The organism is Vibrio sp. R12-SW3-ISO1, from assembly GCF_059834005.1.
Window position 1 is genome coordinate 223,478 of sequence record NZ_JCBDGK010000018.1, and the last position, 25,426, is coordinate 248,903.

Genomic DNA, 25,426 nt, shown 5'->3' on the forward strand with positions numbered 1-25,426 from the left:
TATGTAGGGAAGTGTGCGCGATTATATATCAATTACTCGCAGAAAAAAGGGCATGGCAGCGTGAGTGGCGCTGTCATGCCCTAGGTCAGAGGAGTGCTTGTCCTATTGCACTTGGCAGTTCAAGCAAAACGCATAGTGACCTTTAGGATCATTGAAGCTTTGCAATAGGTCGGCATCACTACTCAATTGATGAATCACGGGAGAGAGTGAGGCGGGTAGCAGCGCGCTTACGTCTAAGCCAACGCGCACTTCCACTTGGTTGATAAGCTCTTGCAAGAACTGCTGCGCTGGCGAGAGTGGCTCTTCAACCCAGTAAATGTTGTAGTCCTCGACGTTGGCAAGCTCAGCCGCGAGTGCAATCGCATCGTCAAAATCACCAATTTTGTCGATAAGGCCTAGGTTTAGGGCGTCTTGACCTGTCCAAACGCGACCTTGTGCCAGCGCGTCCATATCTTTGCGCGGAATATCTCGAGCGTCGCTGACCAAGCCGACAAAGCGATGGTAGCCATGCTCGATACCCATCTGAATGGCTTGCGAGGCGCCGTCTGACAAACCGGTGGTCACACCGACATCAGAAAAGGGTGATGTGCCAACGCCATCGGTATAAATGCCGAGTTTGTTGAGCCCTTTTTCAAATGTCGTGATAACACTGAAGATACCAATTGACCCTGTGAGCGTCGTTGGCTGCGCCACAATGCTGTCGGCGCTCATTGATATCCAGTAACCGCCAGAGGCCGCTAGGCTCGACATCGACACCACCACAGGCTTGCCCGCCGCGCGTAGCGCTTCGACTTCATTGCGAATTACTTCTGAGGCGAAGGCGCTGCCTCCGGGGCTGTCAACGCGCAACACGACCGCTTTCACCTTGTCATCGCTGCGCGCTTGACGAAGTAAGGCAGCAGTGGTGTCGCCACCGACGGTACCACGCGGCTGTGAGCCGTCCATGATCGCGCCGCTTGCCACCACGACGGCAATATCATCTTGCGCAAGGTTTAGCGGCATACGCATGGTCGGTAAGTATTCATAGTAAGTGATGTAGTTGTAGCTATCATCACCATCACTGCCAAACACGTCGATCAGTTCGCTGCGCACTTGTTGGCGCGTCGCTAGTTGATCCACCAAGCCTAATCCTTTAGAGAGCGCCGCTAAATCACCTTGGTATTGCTCAAGCAGTGTTAGGAAGCTATCCATATCTGGATTGAGTTTTTCTGCACTGATTTGGCGGTTGGTCGCCACATCGTCAACGTACGCACCCCACAGTTGACCGAGCCAACGTGACGCGGATTCACGCGCTTCATCGGACATATCATCACGCAGAAACGGTTCCACAGCCGATTTATAGCTGCCGACACGGAAAACGTGCGTGCTGACATCCAGCTTTTCGAGCAAGGTTTTGTAGTACAGCGAGTACGCGCTGTAGCCTTTGAGCATCACAGCGCCATCCGGGGCAAGATAAATTTTATCCGCGTAGCTGGCGAGGTAGTACTGGCTTTGGTTGTAGATGTCCCCGACCGCATAGATGGGCTTGCCCGATGCTTTGAACTCATTCAAGGCTTTGGCGATGTAACGCAGTTTCGTGAGATTGGTTTCCGGCATGTCACGCAGCGCGAGCACTAGGCCGCTGATGCTGTTGTCGTCTTTGGCGTGGCGAATGGTGTCCACCAGCTCAAACAGGACATTCTCTCTTGGCATCTCTTGGCCAAATAGGGAGCCGGTCAAAGAGTCCATCGCGTTGATGTAGCGAGGCTGCTCAACAATCGGGCCAGAGAGGTTAAGCACGAGTGCGGATTCTTTTGGCACCGATGGCGGCGGGGCATCCGTAGCGGTGTAGAGGAAGTAGATAACAGCGATGCTCGCCAAAAAGATCAGATTGGTTAGGGCGATGCGTAGGAAGGTGAGCAGTTTCCACATTCCCTTGAAAATCATCCCTATGATTTTGAATATTTTTTTCATTCTATCTCCGCTGCGAGGTCAACGCAGGTGATGGGGTTACCCTAGATGTCCGGACACCCTCCATCCTACTGAAACTCGTGGAGTGGAACAACTGTAAGATTGATCGGTGTTACAAAAATGTAAACGCCTGTTTGATTTTTTATAAAGAAGCTCATATCGTGGTCAGACCACAATAATAAACAGTATAGTGATGTCTGCCATGTACCCAAACCTACTTAAGCCCTTAGATCTCGGCTTTACTCAGATTCGAAACCGTGTCTTGATGGGCTCTATGCACACCGGCCTTGAAGAACAGAAAGAAGGCCTTGGAAAACTTGCCGCTTTCTACGCTGAACGTGCCAAAGGCGGTGTCGGTTTAATTGTGACGGGTGGCTTTTCGCCCAATTTACGCGGTCGTCTTCATCCATTTTCGGCTGAATTCAGTAAGCCGAAACATGCACAAGCACACAAGGTCGTGACTGAAGCGGTCCACCAACATGGCAGCAAGATTGCGTTGCAACTGTTGCACGCAGGTCGCTATGCAATGCACCCCTTCTCCCAAAGTGCTTCTTCCATCAAAGCGCCCATTGCGCGTTTTGCACCGAGTGAGATGAGTACTCGTCAAATCAAGAAAACCATCGACGCGTTTGCAAACAGTGCGCAGTTAGCTCAGTTGGCAGGATATGATGGCGTGGAAGTGATGGGGTCGGAAGGTTATCTCATTAACCAGTTCATCTGTAAACGAACCAATATGCGCTACGACGATTGGGGCGGTAGTTACGAAAATCGTATGCGTTTTCCCCTAGAGATCGTCAAAGCCATTCGAAAAGCGGTTGGCGAAGAATTCATTATCATTTTCCGTCTATCGATGCTGGATCTGGTGGAAGAGGGCAGCACATTTGATGAAGTGGTGATGCTTGCCAAAGCGCTAGAAGCGGCTGGGGTCACCATCATCAATACCGGCATCGGCTGGCATGAAGCGCGGATTCCAACCATTGCGACGCAAGTCCCGCGAGGCGCGTTTACGTGGGTGACCGAGAAAGTGAAACCGCATGTCAATGTGCCGATTGTGACGTGTAACCGAATCAATATGCCCGATGAAGCGGAGCGAATCTTAGAGAGCGGCCATGCGGATATGGTCTCGATGGCGCGTCCATTCTTAGCAGACCCATATTTCGTCGCCAAAGCCGAGCAGGACAAGGCGAAGCTCATCAACACCTGCATCGGTTGTAACCAAGCCTGTCTGGACAATGTCTTCAAAGGTAAACGTGCAAGCTGCTTAGTCAACCCGCTCGCCTGTCGTGAGGAAGAGTGGATTGTCTCGCCGGTGCAGAAGGCGAAAAACATTGCCGTGGTGGGCGCAGGTCCTGCTGGCCTGGCGTGTGCCACGACTTTGGCCGAGCGAGGCCATCAAGTGGATTTGTTTGAACGCAGTGACCGTATCGGTGGTCAGTTCCGTCTTGCCATGCAGATCCCGGGTAAGGAAGAGTTTCGTGAAACCATCCGCTATTTTGCTAACCGCATTGATGAAACGGGCGTCAAACTCCATTTAGAGACAGAAGCGAATTTCGATCTATTGGCGGAGTACGATGAAGTGGTCATGGCCAGTGGTGTTGAACCTCGTAAAGTGACTATTGAGGGGATTGATAACCAAGAGAAAGTGGTGGATTACCAAACTCTAATTCGCGAAAAAACCTACGTTGGTGACAAGGTGGCGATTGTGGGAGCCGGCGGCATTGGCGTCGACGTTGCCACCATGCTCACCGAGCCTCAAGGACACAATCTTGACGATTGGCTGCATGAGTGGGGTATCGACAAAGCGATTTCACATCCGGGCGGCTTGTTCCCTTACCCAGATTCGCTCAGCGATAAAACCGTGTGGGTATTGCAACGTCGTAAAGGGCGTGTCGGCAAAGGTCCGGGAAAAACCACAGGTTGGATTCATAAGCGCACACTGGAAAAACGTGGGGTTCACCTGCTCGGTGGGGTGAGTTACGAGAAGATTGACGACCAAGGCCTGCACATTGCGATTGATGAACAAAAGCAGTTACTCGAGGCCGACAAAGTGATCATCTGCGCGGGCCAAGAATCCGTTCGTCCGTTTGAGAATGAGTGGGAGAAGTTTGGCGACAAACTGCATGTGATTGGCGGTGCGGATTATGCCGGTGAGTTGGATGCGGTGCGCGCAATTAAACAAGGGGTCGAGCTGGCGATTAAGCTCTAATGTGTTCAATAGAAAACGCCAGATGGAGTCGCTCCATCTGGCGTTTTTTATTCCTACTGAGAAAGCGTTACAAAATGACCGTCTTGTTTCCGTAGACAAACACATGGTCATTAAGGACTTTGGTTAGCGCTTTGCTGAGAACGTTTTTCTCCACATCGCGACCTGCTTGCGCCATATCTTGGGCGTTGAAGTTATGATCAACTGGAATCACGTCCTGCTTAATGATCGGGCCTTCATCGAGGTCGTTGGTGACAAAATGCGCCGTTGCTCCGATGATTTTGACACCACGCTCATACGCTTGCTGATAAGGTTTCGCGCCAATAAACGCTGGCAAGAAGCTGTGGTGAATATTGATGATCTTGTGATTGTACTTTTCGACAAAAGAGGGAGTAAGAACGCGCATGTATTTCGCGAGCACTAAGTAGTGCGGTTCATACTGCTCAATCACTTCCAGCATTTTCTGCTCATGCTCTTCACGGTTTAACCCTTCGTGAGAGACGCAGTGATAAGGAATATCAAACTTTTCTGTCAGGCTTTGCAGGTTGTCGTAGTTACCGACCACGGCCGCAATCTCAACATCTAGGCTACCATCGTAATTTTTCATCAGAATATCACCCAAGCAGTGCGCTTCTTTGGTGACCAAAATGACAATGCGTTTGCGCTCAGAGCCAATCAATTTACGTTTCGTACCGGCAGGTAGCGCTTGGTCTAGATCGGCCAACAAGGTTTGATCATTAAAGTAGCCTTCCAATTCGGTACGCATGAAGAAGTGGCCGCTGGTATTGTCGACAAATTCGTTGTTGTGAATGATGTTGAGTTGATGCTTATAACAGATGTTAGTGATTTTAGAAATCAGGCCCGCAGCGTCTGTACAGTGCGTCAGTAGTGTTTTCTTTTCCATTAAGTCGATACTTCCGAGAATTATTTTTTTTTAAAAGTAAAATTTTTGCGCCGCTTCGAACGGTGAAGCCACACGCAATATTGAAGCTACAATTAAACTAATATCAGATTGGTTTCAACAATTAATCTGAGTTAATTGATTATCTGCTTCTCTGTATCGTCAATGAAGGTCGCAGGCCAGTGAAATGAGGGCGCACTGTTCGGGCAATACGAATAAGCTCAAGGTTGACTCATTCTACTCTCAAAGAGTTGTTTAAGGTGGTATGTATGGATAAAGAACTCCTCGCCCGCAAACTGTATTCTGAGCGTGTTCATGCGCTGCTCGGTGATCATGAAATTGATGAACAAATTTTAGGAGAAATGTGGGAAAGCAAAGCGTCGCCAAGCGAAGCGGCCAGAGCCATGCTTGATCAGCACACTGGATTTTCCGGTCCTGCGTGGTTAGCGCGTTACCTCAACAAACGCTAATCCACTCGTCACCTCTCTACTTGCTTATCTACCAACTTAGGGCGCGAAACACATTCGCGCCCTTTTTAAAAAACTGACATAATCTCCAGTAACCCCTCTTATCGTATTGTCGAATGATTGCAAAAACCTTCACTCAAGATGGCGCCTTGGGCAAGGCCATCCCAGGCTTTCAGCCTCGCCAAGCACAGTTAGATATGGCAGAGGCGGTGCATCAAGCGATTCAAGATGGTTCGCAGCTCGTGGTTGAAGCGGGAACGGGAACCGGAAAAACGTTCGCCTACTTGGTGCCCGCGCTGCAAAGCGGCAAGAAAACCGTAATCAGTACTGGCTCAAAGAACTTACAAGAGCAGCTCTACCACCGCGATCTACCACTGATGGTCGAAGCGCTCGGGTTTTACGGACAAGTGGCCTTGCTGAAAGGTCGTGCAAACTATCTCTGTCTAGATCGTCTAAGCCGACAAATGCTCGAGAGTCACCATCAAAGTTCGGATCCGACCTTACTCAGTCAGTTGGTCAAAGTGCGCAGCTGGTCTTCAGAGACAAAAACCGGAGACTTGGGCGATTGTGATGCGATTGCGGAAGACAGCCCTGTGATTCCGACCATTACGTCCACCAACGATAACTGCTTGGGAAAAGAGTGCCCTAGCTACCAAGACTGTTTTGTACTCAAAGCGCGTAAAAAAGCGATGGAAGCGGATGTGGTTGTCGTCAATCATCACCTCTTTTTGGCCGATTTAGCCATTAAAGAGACGGGGTTTGGTGAACTGATCCCAGAATCGGACGTGTTTATTTTTGACGAGGCACACCAACTGCCGGATATTGCTAGCCAGTATTTTGGTCAGTCATTATCCAGCCGCCAAATACAGGAGCTGTGCAAGGATATAGAGATCGCCTATCGCACCGAAGCAAAAGACATGCGTCAACTGCAGAAGGTAGCGGAAAAACTGGGTCAATGTGCGATGGATCTGCGCATTACTCTGGGTGAACCTGGGTTTCGTGGCAATTGGCGCGAAGCGATCAAATCACCGTCGATCGCTCGAGAGTTAAACCGTCTTGAAGAGAGCCTTGATTTTACCGTTGAAGTGTTGAAATTAGCCCTTGGCCGCAGCCAGTTGCTAGATAGCGCTTTTGAGCGAGCGAGTACCATCAAAGCGCGCTTGGAGCGCGTGTGTGATATCTCAATCACGGGCTACTCCTACTGGTATGACACGACGCCTCGTCATTTCAGTTTGCACATTACGCCCTTGAGTGTGGCGGATAAGTTCCATGAACAAATGACGCTCAAACCTGGTGCGTGGGTATTTACCTCTGCAACGTTAGCGGTCAATCAAGATTTTGCTCACTTCACGTCGCGTTTGGGTATACAGCCCACTCAGCAGATGTCGCTACCTAGCCCATTTGATTACCAACAGCAGGCGAGACTTTGCGTGCCCCGTTATCTTCCTGAGCCAAATTCGGCGGGTTTACCAGACAAACTGGTTGCTTTACTCGCGCCTGTCATTGAACAAAACCAAGGTCGCTGCTTTTTCTTGTGTACCTCCCATTCGATGATGCGAGAGTTGACTGAGCGGTTTCGCGCGGTACTGAATGTCCCGGTTCTTATGCAAGGTGAGACCAGTAAGCAAAAGACCTTGGCGGAGTTTATGGAGTTGGGTAATGCACTGCTGGTGGCGACAGGGGCCTTTTGGGAAGGGATAGATGTTAGAGGCGACGCGCTGAGCTGTGTTATTATCGACAAACTGCCGTTTACCGCGCCCGATGACCCATTGCTTAAAGCACGTATTGAGGATTGTCAGTTAAAAGGGGGAGACCCGTTTGCACAGGTACAAATTCCTGATGCGGTGATTACCTTAAAGCAGGGCGTAGGGCGATTGATTCGTGATAAAACGGACAAGGGAGCGCTAATCATTTGTGATAATCGATTAGTAACACGTGATTACGGTGGCGTGTTCTTAGCCAGTTTACCTCCAATTCCTCGTACACGGGATATTGAAGCGATAAAGCAGTTCCTCCAGCCCAATAAAGATTAATGAAATTAGATTTAGAGAACCTCATGAGCGCAAAAATTCTTGCCCTAGATACCGCTACAGAGAACTGCTCTGTGGCCCTATTAGCCTTCGACAAAGTGTTTGTTCGCAGTGAAGTCGCCCCGCGTGATCACACCAAGAAGATTCTTCCTATGGTCGATGAAGTGCTAAAAGAAGCCGGGCTTACGCTACAAGATTTAGACGCGTTAGCCTTTGGTCAAGGCCCGGGTAGTTTTACTGGCGTACGTATTGGCATTGGTATTGCCCAAGGTTTAGCGTTTGGTGCGGATCTGCCCATGATTGGTGTGTCGACACTCGCCGCGATGGCTCAAGGTAGCTACCGTCTCCACCAAGCGGAGCAAGTTGCGTGCGCCATTGATGCTCGTATGAGTGAAGTGTATTGGGGACGTTTTCAGCGTCAAGAAGATGGCAGTTGGGCCAATGTGGATGAAGAGTGCGTGATTGCTCCCGATGAGCTCGTTCAACGCACGCCTTCTGATGCGCAGTGCTGGCATACGGCAGGGACGGGGTGGCAAACCTATCAAGCGCCGCTGGCGGAACTCCCATTAACGCTGAAAGCGGGTGATCTGCTCTTCCCAGACGCGCAGGATATGGTGATCTTGGCCGAACAAGCGTGGCGAGAGGGACGCAGTGTCAGTGCAGAAGAGGCCAGCCCTGTTTATCTTCGCGATACGGTTGCATGGAAAAAGCTTCCTGGGCGTGAATAATATTGCCCAGTGAGCGTACAGCGGAATGAGTGAATAGTATGGTGTCTATAAACGGTTTACCCCCTTCGGTCCCCGGACCGAATCGCGCGAACAAAGCTAATAAAAAACAGGGGGTAAACAAGCAAAGCAAGGGTAACGAGGTTTCGCAGCCGACCAAGGTGGCAAACGCCGTTGCGAATACTATTCGCCCCATCACAGAATCTGACGTCGAACGGGCGAAGGTTCAATATGATCTTCCAGAAGGCAAGAGCCGTAAAGCGATGGAAGAGTATATGACTGTGATGCATCAGGTGAAGCGAGATGAACTCTCGCAGATGCTTGGTGTCGATCTCTATATCTAGCACACTTTCCTTTTTCCGATAAAGAGTCTCCGATGAAATCAGCACTACTCCTTTTTGCGACTACGTTTCTCATGACGGCATGCAGCACACTGCCCACACAGCTAGTGAATGACGACCCTGCGCTCGTGACAGATTACGCACAGTGGGATGCCTCACAATCTCACCCTGTGCGCCTTGGCGGCGTGATTGCCGACGTGAAGAATCTGGATTCACAAACGCGGATAGAAATAGTCAATCTGCCTATCTCAAGTAGTGGCAAGCCTGACATCACGCAAGAGCCCAACGGTCGCTACGTCGCCTATGTGCCCGGTTTTGTGGACCCTGTTAGCTTAGCTCAAGGACGCTTGATCACGACGCTGGGGCAATCTGCGGGTGTCGAAGAGGGTAAAGTAGGTGATTACTTACATCAGTTTCCTGTGATGAAACAAGCGACCCTTCACTTGTGGCGTATCGAAGAGCGCGTGATTGTGGATGACTTTGGCAGCTATATGTTCCCTTGCCGAGGCTACTACTGTCGTGATGTGGGGTACCGACCAAGAGAAGGGCGCGTGATTCAGGAAGTCAAATGACGTTTGAACATTGCCACTACCAGATTGACGGCGGCAAGGTCGCCACCCTTGAGCTAGGAGATAAACAAACGGCCGATGTCTCGGTCGTTTTTTTGCACGGTTGGTTAGACAACGCCGCCAGTTTCACTACTGTAATGATAGCACTAGCGCATCAGTTACCTCAGGCCCACTTGTGCGCCGTAGACTTGCCTGGACATGGGCACTCATTTCATAAAGCCTCTCCTCATTTCTATTCGTTTCATGACTATATCGACGATGTTTACCAAGTTTTGGCTAAGTTATCGCCAAACAGAACCGTATTGGTTGGACATTCGCTTGGTGCTTTGATCGCAAGTTGCTATAGTGCCGCGTTTCCAGAACAGGTGGCTGGATTAGTCCAGATTGAAGGCGATGGGCCGCTTGCGGAGACGCCGGAGTGTGCGGTCACAAGATTGCGTCAAGGGGTACTGAGCCGCCAACGTATTCGTCGTAAACCTGTGCGTTTGATGAGCTCAGCGGACGAGGCGATAGCCCGGCGTGCCTCGGTCAACTCGCTGACGGAGGCACAAATTGCACCGATTGTGCTGCGTGGAATTAAGCAAACCGAACAGGGCTGGGCTTGGCGCCATGACACCGCTTTGCAAAGTGATTCCCTCTACCGGATGTCTCATCAGCATGCTCAAGCGATCCGCGATGCGATAGTCTGCCCTCAGATCATTGTGCTGGGAGAGCAAGGCTTTTCTCATTTGAAGCCTATGACGTCAGAGGCAAATCCGGTGCGCGAGTTTGTCACTATCTCGGGCGGACATCACTGCCATTTAGAGCATCCTTCTAGAGTATCTGACCTAATTTTTGGCTTAGTTAACAAAATTTAAACAAGTGTTTGAGTCTTCCGTGCGCGGGCGCTGCGCCTGTGCTGTAATAGGCCAATAACAACATAACGATATCGGCGCGCGCACGCTGTTTTTTCGAGGAGTATTAACGTGGATAAACCTTGGTTGTCACGCTATCCAAGCGATGTACCTGAGCACATTAACCCGGACCAGTATCCATCTCTGGTTGAGATGTTTGAGCAGTCCGTACAAAAATACGCGGATCAACCTGCTTTTGTGAATATGGGGTCGGTGATGACCTTCCGTAAATTGGAGGAACGCAGCCGAGCGTTTGCCGCCTATCTACAAAACGATCTTAAGTTGCAAAAGGGTGATCGCGTCGCGTTGATGATGCCAAACTTGCTGCAATATCCGGTCGCCCTGTTTGGTGTATTGCGAGCTGGGCTGATCGCCGTCAACGTTAACCCGCTTTACACGCCACGTGAGTTGGAGCATCAGCTCAATGACTCTGGTGCCAAAGCGATTGTGATTGTCTCCAACTTTGCCAGTACGCTTGAGCAAGTGGTGGAGAACACGCCTGTTAAGCACGTGGTGTTGACGAGCCTTGGGCAAATGCTGCCTCGAGCGAAAGGTACCTTGGTCGATTTTGTCGTGAAGTACGTCAAAGGCATGGTGCCAAAATATGACTTACCTGGGGCGATCTCGATGCGCAAAGCCCTCCACAAAGGCCGTCGTCTACAGTACGTGAAGCCGTTTATGTCGGGAGATGACATTGCATTCTTGCAATATACAGGCGGGACTACAGGGGTGGCGAAAGGCGCAATCCTAACCCACCGCAATATGATTGCTAACGTTTTGCAGGCGAAAGGTGCTTACGGCCCTGTCTTGACAGAAGGGCGTGAATTAGTGGTAACAGCGCTGCCGCTGTATCACGTATTCGCTCTGACGGTGAACTGTTTGCTGTTTGTTGAACTGGGGTGCCAGAACCTGTTGATCACCAACCCAAGAGACATTCCAGGTTTTGTCAAAGAGTTGCAAAAGCACCCTTTCACCGCGATCACTGGGGTGAACACCTTGTTCAATGCCTTGGTGAGCAATGAAGATTTCCACGAACTTGATTTCAGCAAGCTTAAGCTCGCCGTTGGTGGTGGCATGGCGGTGCAGCGCGCGGTTGCCGACCAATGGAAGAAGACAACGGGCATTCACTTACTTGAAGGCTATGGTCTGACTGAATGCTCGCCGCTAGTAACGGGAAACCCTTACGATTTGAAAGACTACACAGGTGCGATTGGATTGCCTGTTCCTTCAACGGAAGTGCGTATTGTGGATGATGCCGGACAGGTATTACCAACCACCGAGGTTGGAGAGCTGCAAGTACGCGGCCCTCAAGTGATGCAAGGTTACTGGCAGCGTCCGGAAGCGACTAAAGAGGTGATCAACAGCGAAGGTTGGTTATCAACGGGTGACATCGTCAAATTCGATGAGCACGGCATGATTTACATTGTCGATCGTAAAAAAGACATGATTCTGGTCTCCGGTTTCAACGTCTACCCGAATGAGATTGAAGATGTGGTTGCTCTGCATGGCAAGGTGCTGGAAGTGGCGGCAATCGGTCAATCTCACGATGTCTCTGGTGAAGTGGTCAAAGTGTACGTTGTCAAGCGAGATCCAAGCCTCACCAAAGAGGAAGTGATTGCTCACTGTCGTAAGCATCTGACCGGCTATAAAGTGCCAAAATTGGTTGAGTTCAGAGAAGACTTACCTAAAACCAACGTTGGTAAGATTTTACGTCGCGTTCTGCGAGAGGAAAACGAAGCGAATCTGGCCAAGCACGACAGCTAAACTCGCTAAGCAGATCGTAAGCTTTGATGTTAGAATGCCGACATAACCATGGTCGGCATTTTTTATGTGCCGCAACTAGAACGCCACTCTATAGGCGTAGCGAGACCTTTGTGAATTACCAAATCATTACCGATACCCAACAACTAAACGCTATCTGCCAGCAAGCACGCCAGGTGGATGTAGTGATGCTCGATACCGAGTTTGTCAGAACGCGCACCTTCTACCCGCAGCTAGGGCTGATACAACTGTTCGATGGCGAGCAGCTCTCATTAATCGATCCAACCGTGATTGATGACATGAGTGAGTTTGTGGCTCTGCTCAAAGACAGCTCGGTGCTGAAAGTGCTCCACGCCTGTGGTGAAGATTTAGAAGTGTTTAACAATAGCTTCGATTGCTTGCCGTTTCCCATGGTAGACACGCAAGTGATGGCGGCGTTTCTCGGCTATGGCCTGTCAACCGGCTTTGCTGCCCTGGTTGATCACTACTTAGGTGTAGAGCTCGATAAAAGTGAATCACGCACCGATTGGTTAGCTCGTCCACTCTCAGATAAGCAACTCGACTACGCGGCGGCAGACGTGTTCTACCTCTTGCCACTGTATGAAAAACTGCTTGATGCAGTGACTCAAGCAGGCTGGTGGGACGCAGCGCAGCAGGAGAGCGAAATGCTGGCCGCAAAGCGAATCAAAAGTATCGATCCAGCTAACGCTTATTTAGACATCAAGGGCGCATGGCAACTGAAACCTAAAGAGCTGGCCATATTGAAGCCTCTGGCCACTTGGCGTTATAAAGAAGCGCTGCGTCGTGACTTAGCGTTAAACTTTGTGTTTAAAGAAAATGATTTGCTCAACGTCGCGAGACTGGGTTTGCAAAACAAGCAGCGTATGGAGCAAGAAGGCATGGACCCAAGATCCGTGCAACGTCATGCTACGCGACTCATTTCGTTGGTGAAAGAAGCCCAAATGACGCCAGTCGACGAGTACCCAGAGAAAATTGAACGTTTGATGGATTTACCAGGCTACAAGCAGGTGTTTAAACGTCTAAAGGATGAAGTTAAGCACGCTGGACAAAGCTCAGGTCTGGCGACTGAATTCATTGCCTCAAAAAAACAGCTCAATCAGATCATCACTTGGGTGTGGAAAAAAGACCGAGATCCTGCGGCCTTACCGGACGTTATGCAAGGATGGCGTAAGTCGTTAGTGGGCGACAAGTTGAATCAACTGCTGTAATCATCGCGGTTAATAAAAAGGGCTTCCAAGTGGAAGCCCTTACTGTTTGAATGCTATCGACAAAAAGCGGACCGTTAGCCTGCTAAGACGTCGGTGGCCACCTTGTAGCTTGGGTCTTCTTTGACATTGATTTCCACTAAGCTACCGGCTTTATGTAGCAGCTTACGGCAGTCTGGGCTGAGGTGGCGCAGGTGCAATGTCTTACCGACGGTCGCGTAGCGATCCGCCAAGGTTTCAATGGCCTCAATCGCTGAGTGGTCGGTGACGCGAGAGTCGGCAAAATCGACGATCACATCACTTGGATCATCTGGTGCGTTAAACAACTCGAGGAAGTTGGCGGTAGAGCCAAAAAACACCGGACCATGAATCTTGTACTCTTTTGACCCCTCGTCATTGATGCGCGTATCAGCATAAATGTGTTTGGCGTGCTGCCAAGCAAACATCAAGGCCGACGCGATCACACCGACCGCAACGGCGACGGCAAGGTCAGTCAATACCGTGACCACAGTGACGAGAACAATCACGAAGAAATCTTGTTTTGGTACGCGGCGTGCTAGTTTGAAGGTCGCCCATTCAAAGGTACCGATCACAACCATAAACATGACGCCAACCAGAGCCGCCAGCGGAATCATCTCAATCAGAGCCGATGCAAATAAAATAAACATCAGCAAGGCAACTGCGGCAACAATACCGGAAAGGCGCCCACGACCACCCGAATTGACGTTAATCATCGATTGACCAATCATGGCACAACCACCCATCGCGCCAAAGACCGAGCAAGTCATGTTCGCCATACCTTGGCCGATACATTCACGGTTAGATTGACCGCGAGTATTGGTCATTTCATCGAGTACCGTCAGGGTTAATAGCGATTCGATTAGGCCAATCGCTGCTAAAATGATGGCGTAGGGCAGGATGATTTGCAGAGTCTCAAGGGTAAACGGCACCATAGGAATGGAGAAGGTGGGCAGTGAGCCCGCCAGTGTCGCAGCATCATCACCAGACATGGTACGAAGAAAGTCAACCACGGTACGTGTTTCGAGGTCTAAACCCACCACCAAAGCGGTGACGGTCACGATAGCCACGAGCGAAGAGGGCACTGCTGTAGTGATTTTAGGCAAGAAATGGATGATGGCCATGGTCAGTGCAACTAAGCCCAACATCAGCATCATTTGACCTTGTGGTAGCCAAGTTAGCATACCGTTGATATCCGGGGCTTTAAATTGACCTAACTGAGCGAGGAAGATGACGATCGCCAATCCATTCACAAATCCGATCATCACAGGGTGAGGTACAATGCGAATAAATTTACCCAGCTTAAAGATACCCGCGGCGACTTGTAAGATGCCGGCAAGCATGATAGCAGCGAATAAATACTGTACGCCATGACTGGCAACCAGTGAAACCATAACCACGGCCATGGCACCCGTCGCGCCTGAAATCATACCTGGACGACCGCCAAAAATGGACGTAATTAAACCAACAATAAAGGCGGCGTAAAGGCCAACCATAGGGTCAACGCCGGCGACAAACGCGAAAGCGACGGCTTCTGGGACTAAAGCCAGGGCGACCGTTAGGCCAGAGAGCACATCGTTTTTCACCGAGTGCTTAGAAAATTGAGGAAATTCAAACATACTTATTTTGTTCTGCTCATGAGTTAGGCCTAGTCTGAATGACGTCATAGTGCGCAAAATGCGATGATACTTTTGATATGGGTATCGAAAGGGTTGCTAAAACGTTAATTCAGTTCGAGACCGCGAATGCTACCTAAAAGTGTGATTAAGTTCAATAATGACTAGAGTGTAGCATGTGGCGTGTGACACAGTGAGGGTGTATCAGAGAAAAAACAGCCCCAAAAAGGGGCTGTTTTACTGAGGGATTAAGGTTGTATTAGTAACCTTGTGGCTTTGCCATCGCTGCGCTTGCCTGGTTGCGCGCGACTTGACTGCCGGCTCCTTTAGGCTGATAGCGCTCTTGACGAAGAGGCGCGGCGACCACTGAAATCTCTTTCATTTCATCGCTGCCAGGGGCTTTAGCCATCGGCGCAGAAGCAAACCCTTTCAGAGGAGAAGCCGTCGCTGGCTTAACCACTTTAGGTTCTGGTTTGACTTCTGCCTGTTCAACTACAGGTTCAACAGCTGGGGTCACTGGCTCAGAGACGTCCGCTGGTGTTGCTGGCGCTGATTCCGTCGCGACGGTCTCTTCAACCACCTTGTCTGCAACGGGCGCAGGAGCCTCTACCGTTTCGGCTTTGACCGCTTTAGGTGCCTCAGGAGTGACGTTCACCACTTCGGCTTCCACTGGTGAAGGCACGGTCTCAGCTTGAGCCTGGACAGGTTGCTCGCGACGAATGATCACTTTACCCATTGCCATTTCTGGGCAGGCAAATCCACCAAGGGTCACTGTTACCTCTGTGGTCTCTTTTTCCACTTTAGGCTTCGCAGTAGGTTTAGTAATGCCGTAGCTTGGCATCACTTTACCCATCGCCATTTCTGGTGACGCGACACCGCCTTTACGTAAGCGGAACGGGTTAGGGCGACGATCACGTCCACGACGACGACGCTGACCACTTGCACGTAAGTGACGCGGTGAGCGGCGGTTGCGGCGCTGCTTAGGCTGTTCAGCTTGTTCATTCGCTGTGTCGTTCGTCTGTTCGACGGACTCAACAACCGCCTCAGCTTTTGCTTCTTGAGCATTGGCATCGGCTTGGGCCTGAGCTTGTTGATCTTTCACGCGAACCTGTTTGGTGAGTTTGCGGCGCTGGCGACGCTCTTTCACTTTTTCAGTTTTCTCTTCACGCGCTTTGGTAGGCTCAGTTTGCTGGGCATCAGCGGCAAGCTTCAATCCTTCTTCCGCGACTTTCGCATTGCCTTTTGTGGCATCATCGCGCTTGGTATTGCGGCGATCTTGCTTTGGCTTGCGGTTCTGGCTCTTACGCTCAGTGGTCGCGTTGTTTTCTGTCGCCTCCACTTCATCGCGGTTGTTATTGCGACGCTTGTCATCACGGTTGCCATTACGACGGCGGTCGCCACGGTTATCGCGTTTTTCATCACGATTGTTGTTACGACGGCGATTGTCATTGCGACCACGACGGTTGCGATTGTTGTTGCGCGCGTTGTCTTTCTGCTCGCTTTCGACTGGTTTTTCTTCTTTCTTCTCTGCTTGGCTATTAGAACCAAACAAGAAGCCGGCCAGCGCTTTAAACAGGCGAGCGACGACGCCAGGTTGAGCCGGAGTCTCTTCAACCGGTTTCTCTACCGCTTTTGGCGCAGCAGGTGGTGGCGTTGGTGCAGATGGTGTTGCCGAGGCAAATCCTTTAAGAGCAGGCTCTTCGATTTTCTTCGGTTTTACTTCTGTTTCTGCAACATCACGGCCTTCTGCTTCCTTCATCGCTTCCAATTTTTGTGGTAGCAAATAAGAGAGCAGATCAAACTCTTCACCTTCACGTACACGAATCACATCGAAGTGAGGGGTTTCCATGTCAGAGTTCGGTACCACAGTAATTTTAACTTCTTGAATGCGTTCGATGTGGTTCACCGAGCGACGTTTTTCATTCAACAAGTAAGAAGCGATAGGTACAGGAACCACAGCCAACACTTGAGCAGTGTTATCTTTTAGTGCTTCTTCTTCAATCAAGCGCAATACTGACAGGGCAAGTGATTCGTTATCACGCACCACGCCTGTACCGCTACAGCGAGGACAAATATGGTGGCTCGCTTCTGCAAGCGATGGGCTTAGGCGTTGGCGAGACATTTCTAGCAAGCCAAAGCGAGAGATACGACCAATTTGCACGCGCGCTCTGTCCATACGAACCGCATCACGAAGACGGTTTTCAACTTCACGTTGGTGACGCACCGGTGTCATATCAATGAAGTCGATGACGACTAGACCACCCAAATCACGTAAACGCAATTGGCGTGCGATCTCATCTGCCGCTTCTAGGTTAGTGTTGAGCGCTGTCTCTTCAATGTCGCCACCTTTGGTCGCGCGTGCCGAGTTGATATCGATAGACGTCAACGCTTCCGTTGGGTCAATAACGATAGAACCGCCTGAAGGCAGGCGCACTTCGCGTTGGAAGGCAGATTCGATCTGGCTTTCAATTTGGTAGTGGCTAAACAGTGGCACTTCACCATCGTACTTTTTCACACGATTGACAAAGTCAGGACGCACCAAACGGATGTGCTCAAGTGCACGTTCGTAAATGGTGTTGCTGTCGATCAGGATTTCACCAATATCGCGGCGCAAATAGTCACGAATCGCTCGGACAATCACGTTACTTTCTTGGTGAATCAAGAACGGTGCTGGATTCGCATCAGAGGCTTGTTTGATCGCACCCCAATGGTTAAGCAGAACGTTCAAGTCCCACTTCAACTCTTCAGCACTTTTGCCCACACCAGCGGTGCGAACAATCAGTCCCATACCTTGCGGAAGCTCAAGCGTGCTCAATGCCGCTTTGAGTTCAGTACGCTCGTCGCCTTCAATGCGTCGAGAAATACCACCCGCGCGTGGGTTGTTTGGCATTAATACAAGATAACTACCCGCAAGAGAGATAAAGGTGGTTAAGGCTGCGCCTTTACTACCACGCTCTTCTTTCTCTACCTGCACGATCACTTCTTGGCCTTCCTTTAGCACTTCTTTAATGCTTGGACGACCTTGATAGGTGTAACCGTTAGGGAAGTATTCGCGGGCAATTTCTTTGAGAGGGAGGAAACCGTGTCTTTCTGCACCGTAGTCAACGAAGGCTGCTTCTAGACTAGGTTCGATGCGGGTGATACGTCCTTTGTAGATATTTGCTTTTTTTGATTCATGTCCTGGACTTTCGATATCTAGATCATACAGTCGCTGGCCATCAACCAGTGCAACACGCAACTCTTCTTTTTGAGTTGCGTTAATTAACATTCTTTTCATTGATAAATCTCGTTGTCATTCTTTTGTATATTGTTGCCTTTTTTCTCTATCACGGTGCCTGATCCCATGGCTTATGTCGTTGCAGCCTCCCGGCTGGAGGGATGCTCTCAGGGCACTTCAGTCTTACACGCGCTGGCGTGTAAGCCGCTATCATTAGCGGTCGATACTCAAACGTGATGGAGCAGTAAGCAGGGCAACAATTTTACTAATGTCGAAAATGTCTTACGCCGTATGCTGCATTTTGCTAAATTAGCGGGCTACTTACCGTCTTGCGCTAAGATGATTGGGTTTGTGTAAAATGCAACCAAATCATTTATTGCAGGTGTGAACTATAGCAGTACCCAGTAAACACAGCAATCTGCTTTATAATAAAACGCTAAAAAATCAAAATTTGTTTTTTATAACACCTTGTATTTAAAGTTATTAGTTTGGTTTTAATACAGATTTGCAAATGCCACGGTTAAAAAGTATCCGTAGCAGAACTGAGACTCATTGTTTGAGATAAAACCGCGTTTAAATTGCAGAGGAAATGTGATTTCAAGCACGGTTATGAGAGTGTTAGAATAGCCCGATGAGCGAAATTAGAACGAAAGTCCAATTCGTCGATATAGATGACGACATGGCTGGTCAGCGCATTGATAACTTTTTGCGCAACCAACTCAAAAGCCTGCCGAAAAGTGTGGTTTACCGCATTTTGCGCAAAGGCGAAGTACGAGTGAACAAAAAACGGGTCAAAGCTGAGTACAAACTGCAAGCGGGTGACTTGGTTCGAATTCCGCCGGTGACGGTCGAAGAAAAAACCGAAGACATTGCCCCAAGCACAAAGCTGAGTAAGGTGGCGGAGCTAGAGCAGAGGATCATTTTCGAAGATGATCACTTACTCATTCTCAATAAACCCTCGGGTACCGCAGTCCATGGTGGCAGTGGCTTGAAGTTCGGTGCGATTGAAGCGTTGAGAGCATTGAGGCCCCAAGCTCGATTTTTGGAATTGGTGCACCGTATCGACCGCGACACATCTGGGATTTTACTGGTGGCTAAAAAACGGTCAGCACTGCGTCACCTGCAAGCGCAATTTAGAGAGAAAACCGTCAAAAAGAGTTACTTTGCTCTCGTGATGGGGAAATGGAAGCGCAGTTGCAAAGTGGTCAATGCGCCACTGTTGAAAAACGAAGTAAACAGCATTGTGCGCGTCAACCCCAATGGCAAAGCGTCTGAGACGCGCTTTAAAATAATTGAAGAGTTTGAACAGGCTACCTTAATTCAGGCCAGTCCAATTACAGGGCGCACTCACCAGATCCGTGTGCACACCCAATATGCAGGTCATCCTATCGCATGGGATGACCGATATGGAGATCGCCGGTTTGATGCCTATACCGGGCAAGTCGGTTTGGATCGCCTGTTTTTACATGCGGCGACGATCCAATTTGTCCATCCGCAGACGCAAGATTGGATGGAGATCAGCGCGCCGATGGAGCCAAAGCTTGAAAAGGCGTTAGCCGGGCTAAGGTCCTAACCCCGGTGGTTCCTGCGTGTGATGAGTAACAAGAGTGCGTGTCAGTCTAAAGGACGGATACGCCCTCTTGCTCAAGCATGTCAACCAAATCAATCAAGGGTAATCCGACCAAGGTGTTGGGGTCCTTGCCTTCTAAGCGCTCAAACAGCGCAATACCTAACCCTTCACTTTTAAAACTCCCTGCGCAATAAAAGGGCTGCTCTTTATCGACATAGCGTTCAATTTGCTGCTCGGTGAGCGTGCGAAAATGAACGGTAAACGTATCGACGCGGGTGTGTAGCGCTTGGGTGGCACTGTTGAATAAGGCGACGCCGGTGTAAAAACAGATCGCACGGCCGCTTTGCCGACGCAATTGTTCAATGGCGCACTCGCGTGTATGGGGCTTACCAACAATTTCGCCGTCAATCACACACACTTGATCGCTACCGATGACAAGGCTCGGCTGCGATAGTGAACAACCTTGCGCTTTACCCATTGCGAGACGTTCCACTAACGCTTGAGGCGATTCGTTTCTCAGTGGTGTTTCGTCACAGTCTGGTGCGATGGCGCTAAACGTGAGACCGAGTTTTTCCAACAATAGTTGACGGTAAGGAGAGGTGGACGCTAAGACGAGTGGGTAAGAGTGCATTTTAAATCATCAGTGTTTTGTTTGATTTAGGTGAGCTTAAAGGATCTTTTTGCTAAGATCATTGCTCTGGTGGAGCAAAGGAAAAAAAGTCCAACTTTTTCTCCTTTTCCTTTGACTCAAAATGAATTGGAAGATAGAATTCGCGCCCTATGCAAAAGGTAAAAATACCGCGAACGGTTGATCCCGCAAGAGCGGCTCAAAAGCGTCTTGATTATGATGGTATCATTCAAGAAAGTCTTTTTAAGCGCTTAAGCGAATCGGTCGAAGGCGTTAAACGCGACGCTCAAGTGTCATTGTCATTTGAGTTGGATGAACAGCGACTTGTTGTTATCTCTGGTAAAGCTAACATCGAAGTCGATTTAGAGTGTCAACGCTGTAATGAGGTTTTCGCACATGAGTGCGAAGTCGAATTCACTTACACGCCATACTATAGCGAGAAGAGTGAAGAAGACGCACCGGAAGAGTACGATTTGGTAGATCTGAACGAGTACGGTGAAGTCGACCTAATACAGTTAGTTGAAGACGAGTTCATTCTCAACTTGCCTCAAGTAGCAATGCATGATGAAGCGGATTGTAGCGTTGATTCAGATAACATGGTGTTTGGTGACCTTCCAGAAGAGGTAGTGGAAGAGAAGCCGAATCCATTCGATGTTTTGAAAAGCTTAAAGCGTTAACTTTTTAGTAAGCAAGACACTTTAAGAACTAACATAGGAGTAGGGTCAATGGCCGTACAAAAAAACCGTAAAACACGTTCTAAGCGTGGTATGCGTCGTTCACACGATGCCCTAACTACAGCTGCACTTTCTGTTGACGCAACTTCAGGTGAAACTCACCTACGTCACAACGTGACTGCTGAAGGTTACTACCGCGGCAAGAAGGTTATCAACAAGTAAGGTTGACCTTTGCAAAATATAACCGTTGCACTTGATGCAATGGGCGGGGATTTCGGTCCTCGCGTTACAGTGCCTGCCGCCGTGCAGGCACTGTCGCATTTCCCAGAGCTAAAAGTGATCATCTTGGGTGATCAGCACATGATCACAACCCAACTCTCCCAACTTGGTGTTCAGTCCAACGCACGGTTACGCGTTGTGCACAGTGACCGAGTCATTTCTAACTCAGAAAAACCTTCTCTAGCGCTGCGCAATAGTGCGAATACGTCCATGGCGATGGCAATCGATGCGGTATCCAACGCTGAAGCGGATGCGTGTGTCAGCGGTGGCAACACCGGCGCGTTAATGGCATTGTCACGCTTCAAGCTTAAGCTTTTACCTGGTATTGAACGTCCTGCGTTAATTTCTGCGTTGCCAACGGCATCCGGCGGCAAAACCTGGATGTTGGATTTAGGTGCCAATGTCTCGAGTGACGCCGATTCGCTGTTTCAATTTGCGGTAATGGGCAGTGCGTTAGTCGAACAATACTTGGGTAAACCGCCACGAGTCGCTATTCTCAATATCGGCGCTGAAGAGATCAAAGGTAATGATCTTGTTAAACGCTGCGCTGAAATGCTTTCTCAGACTCAGTCGGTCAATTTTGTCGGCTATATTGAAGGCAACCAATTGTTACGCGATGCCGCGGATGTCGTCGTTTGTGATGGTTTTGTGGGCAATATCTGCCTCAAAACCTGTGAAGGGACAGCGCAACTCTTTATCGATAAGTTGAAATCACACATGATGGCCTCATCTATAAAGGGTTGGATTGCAAGAAAATTATTTTCTGGCTTATTTAATGAGCTAAAAACCCTGAACCCCGACCAGTATAACGGCGCAAGTTTGCTAGGATTGCGCGGCATTGTCATAAAAAGCCATGGAAGTGCTGATGTAGACGCGGTCATCAATGCCATTGGTGAAGCACTACACGAGGTCAAACGACAAGTACCAAGCCGTATTAGTGATCGTTTGGAAACGGTTCTGTTCGATCAGCAACCCCAAGAGAGGCATTACTAGTCTTCATGTATAGCAAAATTTTAGGTACTGGCAGCTACCTGCCATCTCAGGTGCGTTCAAACGCAGACTTAGAGAAAATGGTAGATACAAGTGATGAGTGGATTGTTGCTCGCACGGGTATTAAAGAGCGTCGTATTGCTGCGGAAAATGAAACCGTCGCAGATATGGGTTACCAAGCGGCGAAAAATGCTATCGAGATGGCAGGCATTGACAAGAACGACATCGACATGATTCTTGTTGCGACCACCAGTGGTTCACATGCATTTCCATCAGCGGCCTGTCAGGTGCAAGCCTTGCTTGGCATTAAACACTGCCCAGCGTTTGACATGGCTGCGGCGTGTTCCGGCTTTGTTTACGCACTGTCGGTGGCCGATCAGTACATCAAAACCGGTCATTGCAAACACATCTTGGTGATCGGCGCTGATGCGTTATCAAAAACCTGTGACCCGAGTGATCGCTCGACCGTGATCTTGTTTGGTGATGCCGCTGGTGCGGTTATCGTAGGCGCGAGTGATGAGCCGGGTATTTTGTCGACCACCATTAATGCCGACGGTCGCTTTGGCGATCTACTGAGCTTGAAATACCCTAATCGCCGTGAAGAAATCAGCAGTGACTTTGAGCACAGTGATGACATCAATAGCTGGTTGCACATGGCGGGGAATGAAGTCTTCAAAGTGGCGGTGACTCAGTTGTCTCGCCTCGTGACGGAAACTCTCAAGCAAAACGGCATGGATAAAACCGAGCTGGATTGGTTGGTGCCACATCAGGCGAACCTTCGCATTATTTCTGCGACCGCGAAGAAGTTGGCGATGTCGATGGATCAAGTCGTGGTCACACTGGATAGGCACGGTAACACCTCTGCGGCGACAGTACCGACTGCACTTGATGAAGCCGTACGTGATGGGCGTATTCAGCGTGGGCAAACCTTGCTGCTTGAAGCCTTTGGCGGTGGCTTCACATGGGGTTCAGCCCTAGTGAAGTTTTAATCACGCAAGAATTCAAATTGAAGATGCCGCAGTGGCATCTTTTCTTTCTGACAGCAGAAAGAGCAACCGAATCAAGTCTTAAAAGAAATTGAGTTAAGGAAAAGAGTATGAGCAAGTTTGCTATCGTATTTCCAGGTCAAGGATCGCAAGCCGTTGGCATGTTGGCTGAACTTGGCGAGCAATACCCAGTAGTGAAAGCGACGTTTGCTGAGGCTTCAGAAGCACTCGGTTACGATCTTTGGGCGTTGGTGCAAGATGGGCCAGTGGAAGATCTTAACCAGACATTTCGCACCCAGCCTGCGCTGCTAGCGTCTTCGGTTGCGGTATGGCGTGTGTGGCAAGAGCTAGGACAAGAGCTGCCAGCCAACCTAGCGGGTCACAGCTTAGGTGAGTACTCTGCACTTGTGTGTGCAGGTGTGATTGATTTCCAGCAGGCGATCAAGCTGGTTGAATTGCGCGGCCGCTTAATGCAAGAAGCGGTACCAGCGGGCACGGGCGCTATGTATGCAATTATCGGTCTTGACGATGCCGCGATTGCTCAAGCGTGTGAAGATGCAGCGCAAGGCGAGGTTGTCTCTCCTGTTAACTTTAACTCGCCAGGTCAAGTTGTTATCGCCGGCAGTAAAGCGGCGGTGGAACGTGCGGGCGCCTTATGTAAAGAAGCGGGCGCAAAGCGTGCGTTGCCTTTACCTGTCTCTGTGCCTTCTCACTGCGCTCTGATGAAGCCTGCGGCGGATAAACTGGCGGTTGCACTAGAAGAGATCGAGTTCAAGACGCCGTCTTTACCCGTCATCAACAACGTGGATGTCGTGGCAGAGACCGATCCTGCGAAAATCAAAGAAGCACTGGTGCGTCAGCTTTACAGCCCGGTGCGTTGGACGGAAAGTGTTCAGCTCATGAGCGAGCAAGGCGTCGAATCACTGTTAGAATTTGGTCCAGGTAAAGTATTGACTGGCTTGACGAAACGTATTGTAAAAACGCTTAGCGGCGCGGCCGTTAACGATGTCGCTTCACTCGAAGCAGCTAAGTCATAAGCGACTCAAAGGAAACAACAAACATGATGAATCTTGAAGGTAAAATCGCACTGGTTACCGGTGCTAGCCGTGGTATCGGCCGTGCTATCGCTGAACTATTGGTTGAGCGTGGTGCGACAGTGATCGGTACTGCAACCTCTGAAGGCGGTGCGGCAGCGATCAGCGAATACCTAGGTGACAAAGGTAAAGGACTCGCGTTAAACGTCACAGACGTGAACTCCATCGAGTCAACCCTGAAAACCATTAATGACGAGTTTGGTGCGATTGACATCCTAGTGAATAACGCAGGTATCACACGTGACAACTTGCTGATGCGTATGAAAGATGATGAGTGGAATGACATCATCGATACCAACCTCACGCCGATTTTCCGTATGTCAAAAGCGGTATTGCGCGGCATGATGAAAAAGCGTCATGGCCGTATCATCAACGTTGGTTCTGTAGTTGGCACTATGGGTAACGCAGGTCAGGCTAACTACGCGGCAGCGAAAGCGGGCGTGATTGGTTTTACTAAATCAATGGCACGTGAAGTTGCGTCTCGCGGCATCACAGTGAACACCGTGGCACCTGGCTTTATTGAGACAGACATGACCAAAGCATTGAACGACGATCAGCGTGCGGCAACACTATCGAACGTCCCAGCGGGTCGTCTTGGTGACCCACGTGAGATTGCGTCGGCAGTGGTATTTCTGGCGTCCCCAGAAGCGGGATACATCACCGGCGAAACTTTGCACGTAAATGGCGGGATGTACATGGTTTAAATTGAGCTTTAGCAAGTGAAAGTGAACTTTTACATCAAATATCACTCGAAACTTTGCTGAATCTTCAATTTGTACCCAATGTCGCCAAATTGGCTATTTAATGTCATAAAAATAGCCTATAGTCAGTGTTTATTGGCAGCGAAGTGCACAAGATTTGTGCATGATTTAAGTCAAAAATGTATTGAATTTCGGTTAAAATCGCTAAAATTGTGGTTTGACCAGCAAGGTCCCACTTGCAACTTTCAATAGTTCGAATAAACTACGGAATCATCGCATTGAGCGAAATCTGTAAAGGAAAAGAAAAAATGAGCAACATCGAAGAACGCGTAAAGAAAATCATTGTTGAACAGCTAGGTGTAGACGAAGCAGAAGTGAAAAACGAAGCTTCTTTCGTTGATGACCTAGGTGCCGATTCTCTAGACACTGTTGAACTAGTAATGGCTCTAGAAGAAGAATTCGACACTGAGATTCCAGACGAAGAAGCTGAGAAGATCACTACTGTTCAAGCTGCAATCGACTACGTAAACAGCGCTCAGTAAACCCCTCTCTCAGGCGGCCAACTGGCCGCCTGTGTTTTATCAACT

22 protein-coding genes are annotated in these 25,426 nt (G+C 49.5%); 17 read left to right on the forward strand and 5 right to left on the reverse strand.

What is annotated here, in order from left to right; translation table 11 throughout:
• Positions 1–102: 102 nt before the first annotated feature.
• Complete coding sequence (gene sppA, locus AC6R0R_RS06325; protein ID WP_500626094.1) at positions 103–1,953, reverse strand: signal peptide peptidase SppA; 1,851 nt, start codon at positions 1,951–1,953, stop codon at positions 103–105.
• A gap of 199 nt (positions 1,954–2,152) precedes the next feature.
• Between sppA and AC6R0R_RS06330 the strand changes: the two genes are divergently transcribed.
• On the forward strand, positions 2,153–4,156 hold the full coding sequence (locus tag AC6R0R_RS06330) for an FAD-dependent oxidoreductase (protein ID WP_487901242.1): 2,004 nt from the start codon (positions 2,153–2,155) through the stop codon (positions 4,154–4,156).
• Between the two features lie 67 nt (positions 4,157–4,223).
• On the opposite strand, the gene purU is transcribed toward AC6R0R_RS06330, so the two are convergent.
• A complete protein-coding gene (purU, locus tag AC6R0R_RS06335) occupies positions 4,224–5,057 on the reverse strand; it encodes a formyltetrahydrofolate deformylase (protein WP_487901103.1) in 834 nt (277 codons plus the stop codon).
• A gap of 266 nt (positions 5,058–5,323) precedes the next feature.
• Between purU and AC6R0R_RS06340 the strand changes: the two genes are divergently transcribed.
• From AC6R0R_RS06340 to rnd, 8 genes are all read left to right on the forward strand, one after another.
• Entirely contained in the window at positions 5,324–5,524 is a 201-nt protein-coding gene (locus tag AC6R0R_RS06340) for a hypothetical protein (RefSeq protein ID WP_334552549.1), read from the forward strand.
• Between the two features lie 113 nt (positions 5,525–5,637).
• Positions 5,638–7,554 (forward strand): DNA repair helicase YoaA, encoded by a 1,917-nt coding sequence (gene yoaA / locus AC6R0R_RS06345; protein ID WP_500626095.1) that lies wholly within the window; start codon positions 5,638–5,640, stop codon positions 7,552–7,554.
• Positions 7,555–7,577: 23 nt separating this feature from the next.
• Positions 7,578–8,279: a tRNA (adenosine(37)-N6)-threonylcarbamoyltransferase complex dimerization subunit type 1 TsaB gene (gene tsaB / locus AC6R0R_RS06350; RefSeq protein WP_500626096.1), complete on the forward strand. Its 702-nt coding sequence runs from the start codon at positions 7,578–7,580 to the stop codon at positions 8,277–8,279.
• 38 nt (positions 8,280–8,317) lie between these two features.
• Positions 8,318–8,620, forward strand: a complete 303-nt coding sequence (locus AC6R0R_RS06355; protein WP_500626097.1) for a chromosome partitioning protein ParA — start codon at positions 8,318–8,320, stop codon at positions 8,618–8,620.
• Between the two features lie 32 nt (positions 8,621–8,652).
• The gene (locus AC6R0R_RS06360) at positions 8,653–9,189 is read left to right on the forward strand and encodes a Slp family lipoprotein (RefSeq protein ID WP_500626098.1); all 537 of its coding nucleotides are present in this window, start codon (positions 8,653–8,655) and stop codon (positions 9,187–9,189) included.
• A complete protein-coding gene (locus AC6R0R_RS06365; protein WP_500626099.1) occupies positions 9,186–10,043 on the forward strand; it encodes an alpha/beta fold hydrolase in 858 nt (285 codons plus the stop codon). Before AC6R0R_RS06360 ends, AC6R0R_RS06365 begins: the two co-directional genes overlap by 4 nt.
• Positions 10,044–10,151: 108 nt before the next feature.
• Entirely contained in the window at positions 10,152–11,843 is a 1,692-nt protein-coding gene (gene fadD, locus AC6R0R_RS06370) for a long-chain-fatty-acid--CoA ligase FadD (RefSeq protein WP_334552543.1), read from the forward strand.
• A gap of 110 nt (positions 11,844–11,953) precedes the next feature.
• Entirely contained in the window at positions 11,954–13,069 is a 1,116-nt protein-coding gene (gene rnd / locus AC6R0R_RS06375) for a ribonuclease D (protein WP_500626100.1), read from the forward strand.
• Between the two features lie 74 nt (positions 13,070–13,143).
• On the opposite strand, the gene AC6R0R_RS06380 is transcribed toward rnd, so the two are convergent.
• Both AC6R0R_RS06380 and rne read right to left on the reverse strand, forming a co-directional pair.
• Positions 13,144–14,703: a SulP family inorganic anion transporter gene (locus AC6R0R_RS06380; protein ID WP_500626101.1), complete on the reverse strand. Its 1,560-nt coding sequence runs from the start codon at positions 14,701–14,703 to the stop codon at positions 13,144–13,146.
• A gap of 256 nt (positions 14,704–14,959) precedes the next feature.
• Positions 14,960–17,977, reverse strand: coding sequence for a ribonuclease E (gene rne, locus AC6R0R_RS06385; protein WP_500626102.1), 3,018 nt, complete (start codon positions 17,975–17,977; stop codon positions 14,960–14,962).
• A 571-nt stretch (positions 17,978–18,548) separates the two neighbouring features.
• Between rne and rluC the strand changes: the two genes are divergently transcribed.
• Positions 18,549–19,490 (forward strand): 23S rRNA pseudouridine(955/2504/2580) synthase RluC, encoded by a 942-nt coding sequence (gene rluC, locus AC6R0R_RS06390; RefSeq protein WP_500626103.1) that lies wholly within the window; start codon positions 18,549–18,551, stop codon positions 19,488–19,490.
• A gap of 46 nt (positions 19,491–19,536) precedes the next feature.
• Here rluC and AC6R0R_RS06395 read toward each other — a convergent pair whose 3' ends face one another.
• A complete protein-coding gene (locus tag AC6R0R_RS06395; protein ID WP_500626104.1) occupies positions 19,537–20,118 on the reverse strand; it encodes a Maf family protein in 582 nt (193 codons plus the stop codon).
• A 149-nt stretch (positions 20,119–20,267) separates the two neighbouring features.
• On the opposite strand from AC6R0R_RS06395, the gene yceD reads away from it, so the two are divergent.
• The 7 genes from yceD to acpP all read left to right on the forward strand — a co-directional run bounded on the left by yceD (position 20,268) and on the right by acpP (position 25,381).
• Complete coding sequence (yceD, locus tag AC6R0R_RS06400; protein WP_334552537.1) at positions 20,268–20,792, forward strand: 23S rRNA accumulation protein YceD; 525 nt, start codon at positions 20,268–20,270, stop codon at positions 20,790–20,792.
• Positions 20,793–20,840: 48 nt separating this feature from the next.
• Positions 20,841–21,011 carry a 50S ribosomal protein L32 gene (gene rpmF, locus AC6R0R_RS06405; protein WP_014232495.1) on the forward strand — a complete coding sequence of 57 codons (171 nt, stop codon included), beginning with the start codon at positions 20,841–20,843 and terminating at the stop codon, positions 21,009–21,011.
• Positions 21,012–21,020: 9 nt separating this feature from the next.
• Entirely contained in the window at positions 21,021–22,061 is a 1,041-nt protein-coding gene (gene plsX, locus AC6R0R_RS06410; RefSeq protein ID WP_334552536.1) for a phosphate acyltransferase PlsX, read from the forward strand.
• Positions 22,062–22,066: 5 nt separating this feature from the next.
• Positions 22,067–23,047, forward strand: a complete 981-nt coding sequence (locus AC6R0R_RS06415; protein WP_334552535.1) for a beta-ketoacyl-ACP synthase III — start codon at positions 22,067–22,069, stop codon at positions 23,045–23,047.
• Positions 23,048–23,154: 107 nt separating this feature from the next.
• The gene (fabD, locus tag AC6R0R_RS06420) at positions 23,155–24,081 is read left to right on the forward strand and encodes an ACP S-malonyltransferase (protein WP_500626105.1); all 927 of its coding nucleotides are present in this window, start codon (positions 23,155–23,157) and stop codon (positions 24,079–24,081) included.
• A gap of 26 nt (positions 24,082–24,107) precedes the next feature.
• Positions 24,108–24,842 (forward strand): 3-oxoacyl-ACP reductase FabG, encoded by a 735-nt coding sequence (gene fabG, locus AC6R0R_RS06425; RefSeq protein WP_500626164.1) that lies wholly within the window; start codon positions 24,108–24,110, stop codon positions 24,840–24,842.
• A gap of 305 nt (positions 24,843–25,147) precedes the next feature.
• The gene (acpP, locus tag AC6R0R_RS06430; RefSeq protein WP_004406112.1) at positions 25,148–25,381 is read left to right on the forward strand and encodes an acyl carrier protein; all 234 of its coding nucleotides are present in this window, start codon (positions 25,148–25,150) and stop codon (positions 25,379–25,381) included.
• Positions 25,382–25,426: the final 45 nt, after the last annotated feature.

Bases quoted from the DNA above. Each gene is read 5' to 3' on its own strand.
- yoaA (WP_500626095.1), top strand. From the start codon at position 5,638: ATGATTGCAAAAACCTTCACTCAAGATGGCGCCTTGGGCAAGGCCATC.
- AC6R0R_RS06355 (WP_500626097.1), top strand. From the start codon at position 8,318: ATGGTGTCTATAAACGGTTTACCCCCTTCGGTCCCCGGACCGAATCGC.
- rne (WP_500626102.1), bottom strand. From the start codon at position 17,977: ATGAAAAGAATGTTAATTAACGCAACTCAAAAAGAAGAGTTGCGTGTT.
- rluC (WP_500626103.1), top strand. From the start codon at position 18,549: ATGAGCGAAATTAGAACGAAAGTCCAATTCGTCGATATAGATGACGAC.
- purU (WP_487901103.1), bottom strand. From the start codon at position 5,057: ATGGAAAAGAAAACACTACTGACGCACTGTACAGACGCTGCGGGCCTG.
- fabG (WP_500626164.1), top strand. From the start codon at position 24,108: ATGAATCTTGAAGGTAAAATCGCACTGGTTACCGGTGCTAGCCGTGGT.
- rpmF (WP_014232495.1), top strand. From the start codon at position 20,841: ATGGCCGTACAAAAAAACCGTAAAACACGTTCTAAGCGTGGTATGCGT.
- AC6R0R_RS06360 (WP_500626098.1), top strand. From the start codon at position 8,653: ATGAAATCAGCACTACTCCTTTTTGCGACTACGTTTCTCATGACGGCA.
- AC6R0R_RS06340 (WP_334552549.1), top strand. From the start codon at position 5,324: ATGGATAAAGAACTCCTCGCCCGCAAACTGTATTCTGAGCGTGTTCAT.
- AC6R0R_RS06380 (WP_500626101.1), bottom strand. From the start codon at position 14,703: ATGTTTGAATTTCCTCAATTTTCTAAGCACTCGGTGAAAAACGATGTG.
- AC6R0R_RS06415 (WP_334552535.1), top strand. From the start codon at position 22,067: ATGTATAGCAAAATTTTAGGTACTGGCAGCTACCTGCCATCTCAGGTG.
- acpP (WP_004406112.1), top strand. From the start codon at position 25,148: ATGAGCAACATCGAAGAACGCGTAAAGAAAATCATTGTTGAACAGCTA.
- AC6R0R_RS06365 (WP_500626099.1), top strand. From the start codon at position 9,186: ATGACGTTTGAACATTGCCACTACCAGATTGACGGCGGCAAGGTCGCC.
- AC6R0R_RS06330 (WP_487901242.1), top strand. From the start codon at position 2,153: ATGTACCCAAACCTACTTAAGCCCTTAGATCTCGGCTTTACTCAGATT.
- AC6R0R_RS06395 (WP_500626104.1), bottom strand. From the start codon at position 20,118: ATGCACTCTTACCCACTCGTCTTAGCGTCCACCTCTCCTTACCGTCAA.
- fabD (WP_500626105.1), top strand. From the start codon at position 23,155: ATGAGCAAGTTTGCTATCGTATTTCCAGGTCAAGGATCGCAAGCCGTT.
- tsaB (WP_500626096.1), top strand. From the start codon at position 7,578: ATGAGCGCAAAAATTCTTGCCCTAGATACCGCTACAGAGAACTGCTCT.
- yceD (WP_334552537.1), top strand. From the start codon at position 20,268: ATGCAAAAGGTAAAAATACCGCGAACGGTTGATCCCGCAAGAGCGGCT.
- sppA (WP_500626094.1), bottom strand. From the start codon at position 1,953: ATGAAAAAAATATTCAAAATCATAGGGATGATTTTCAAGGGAATGTGG.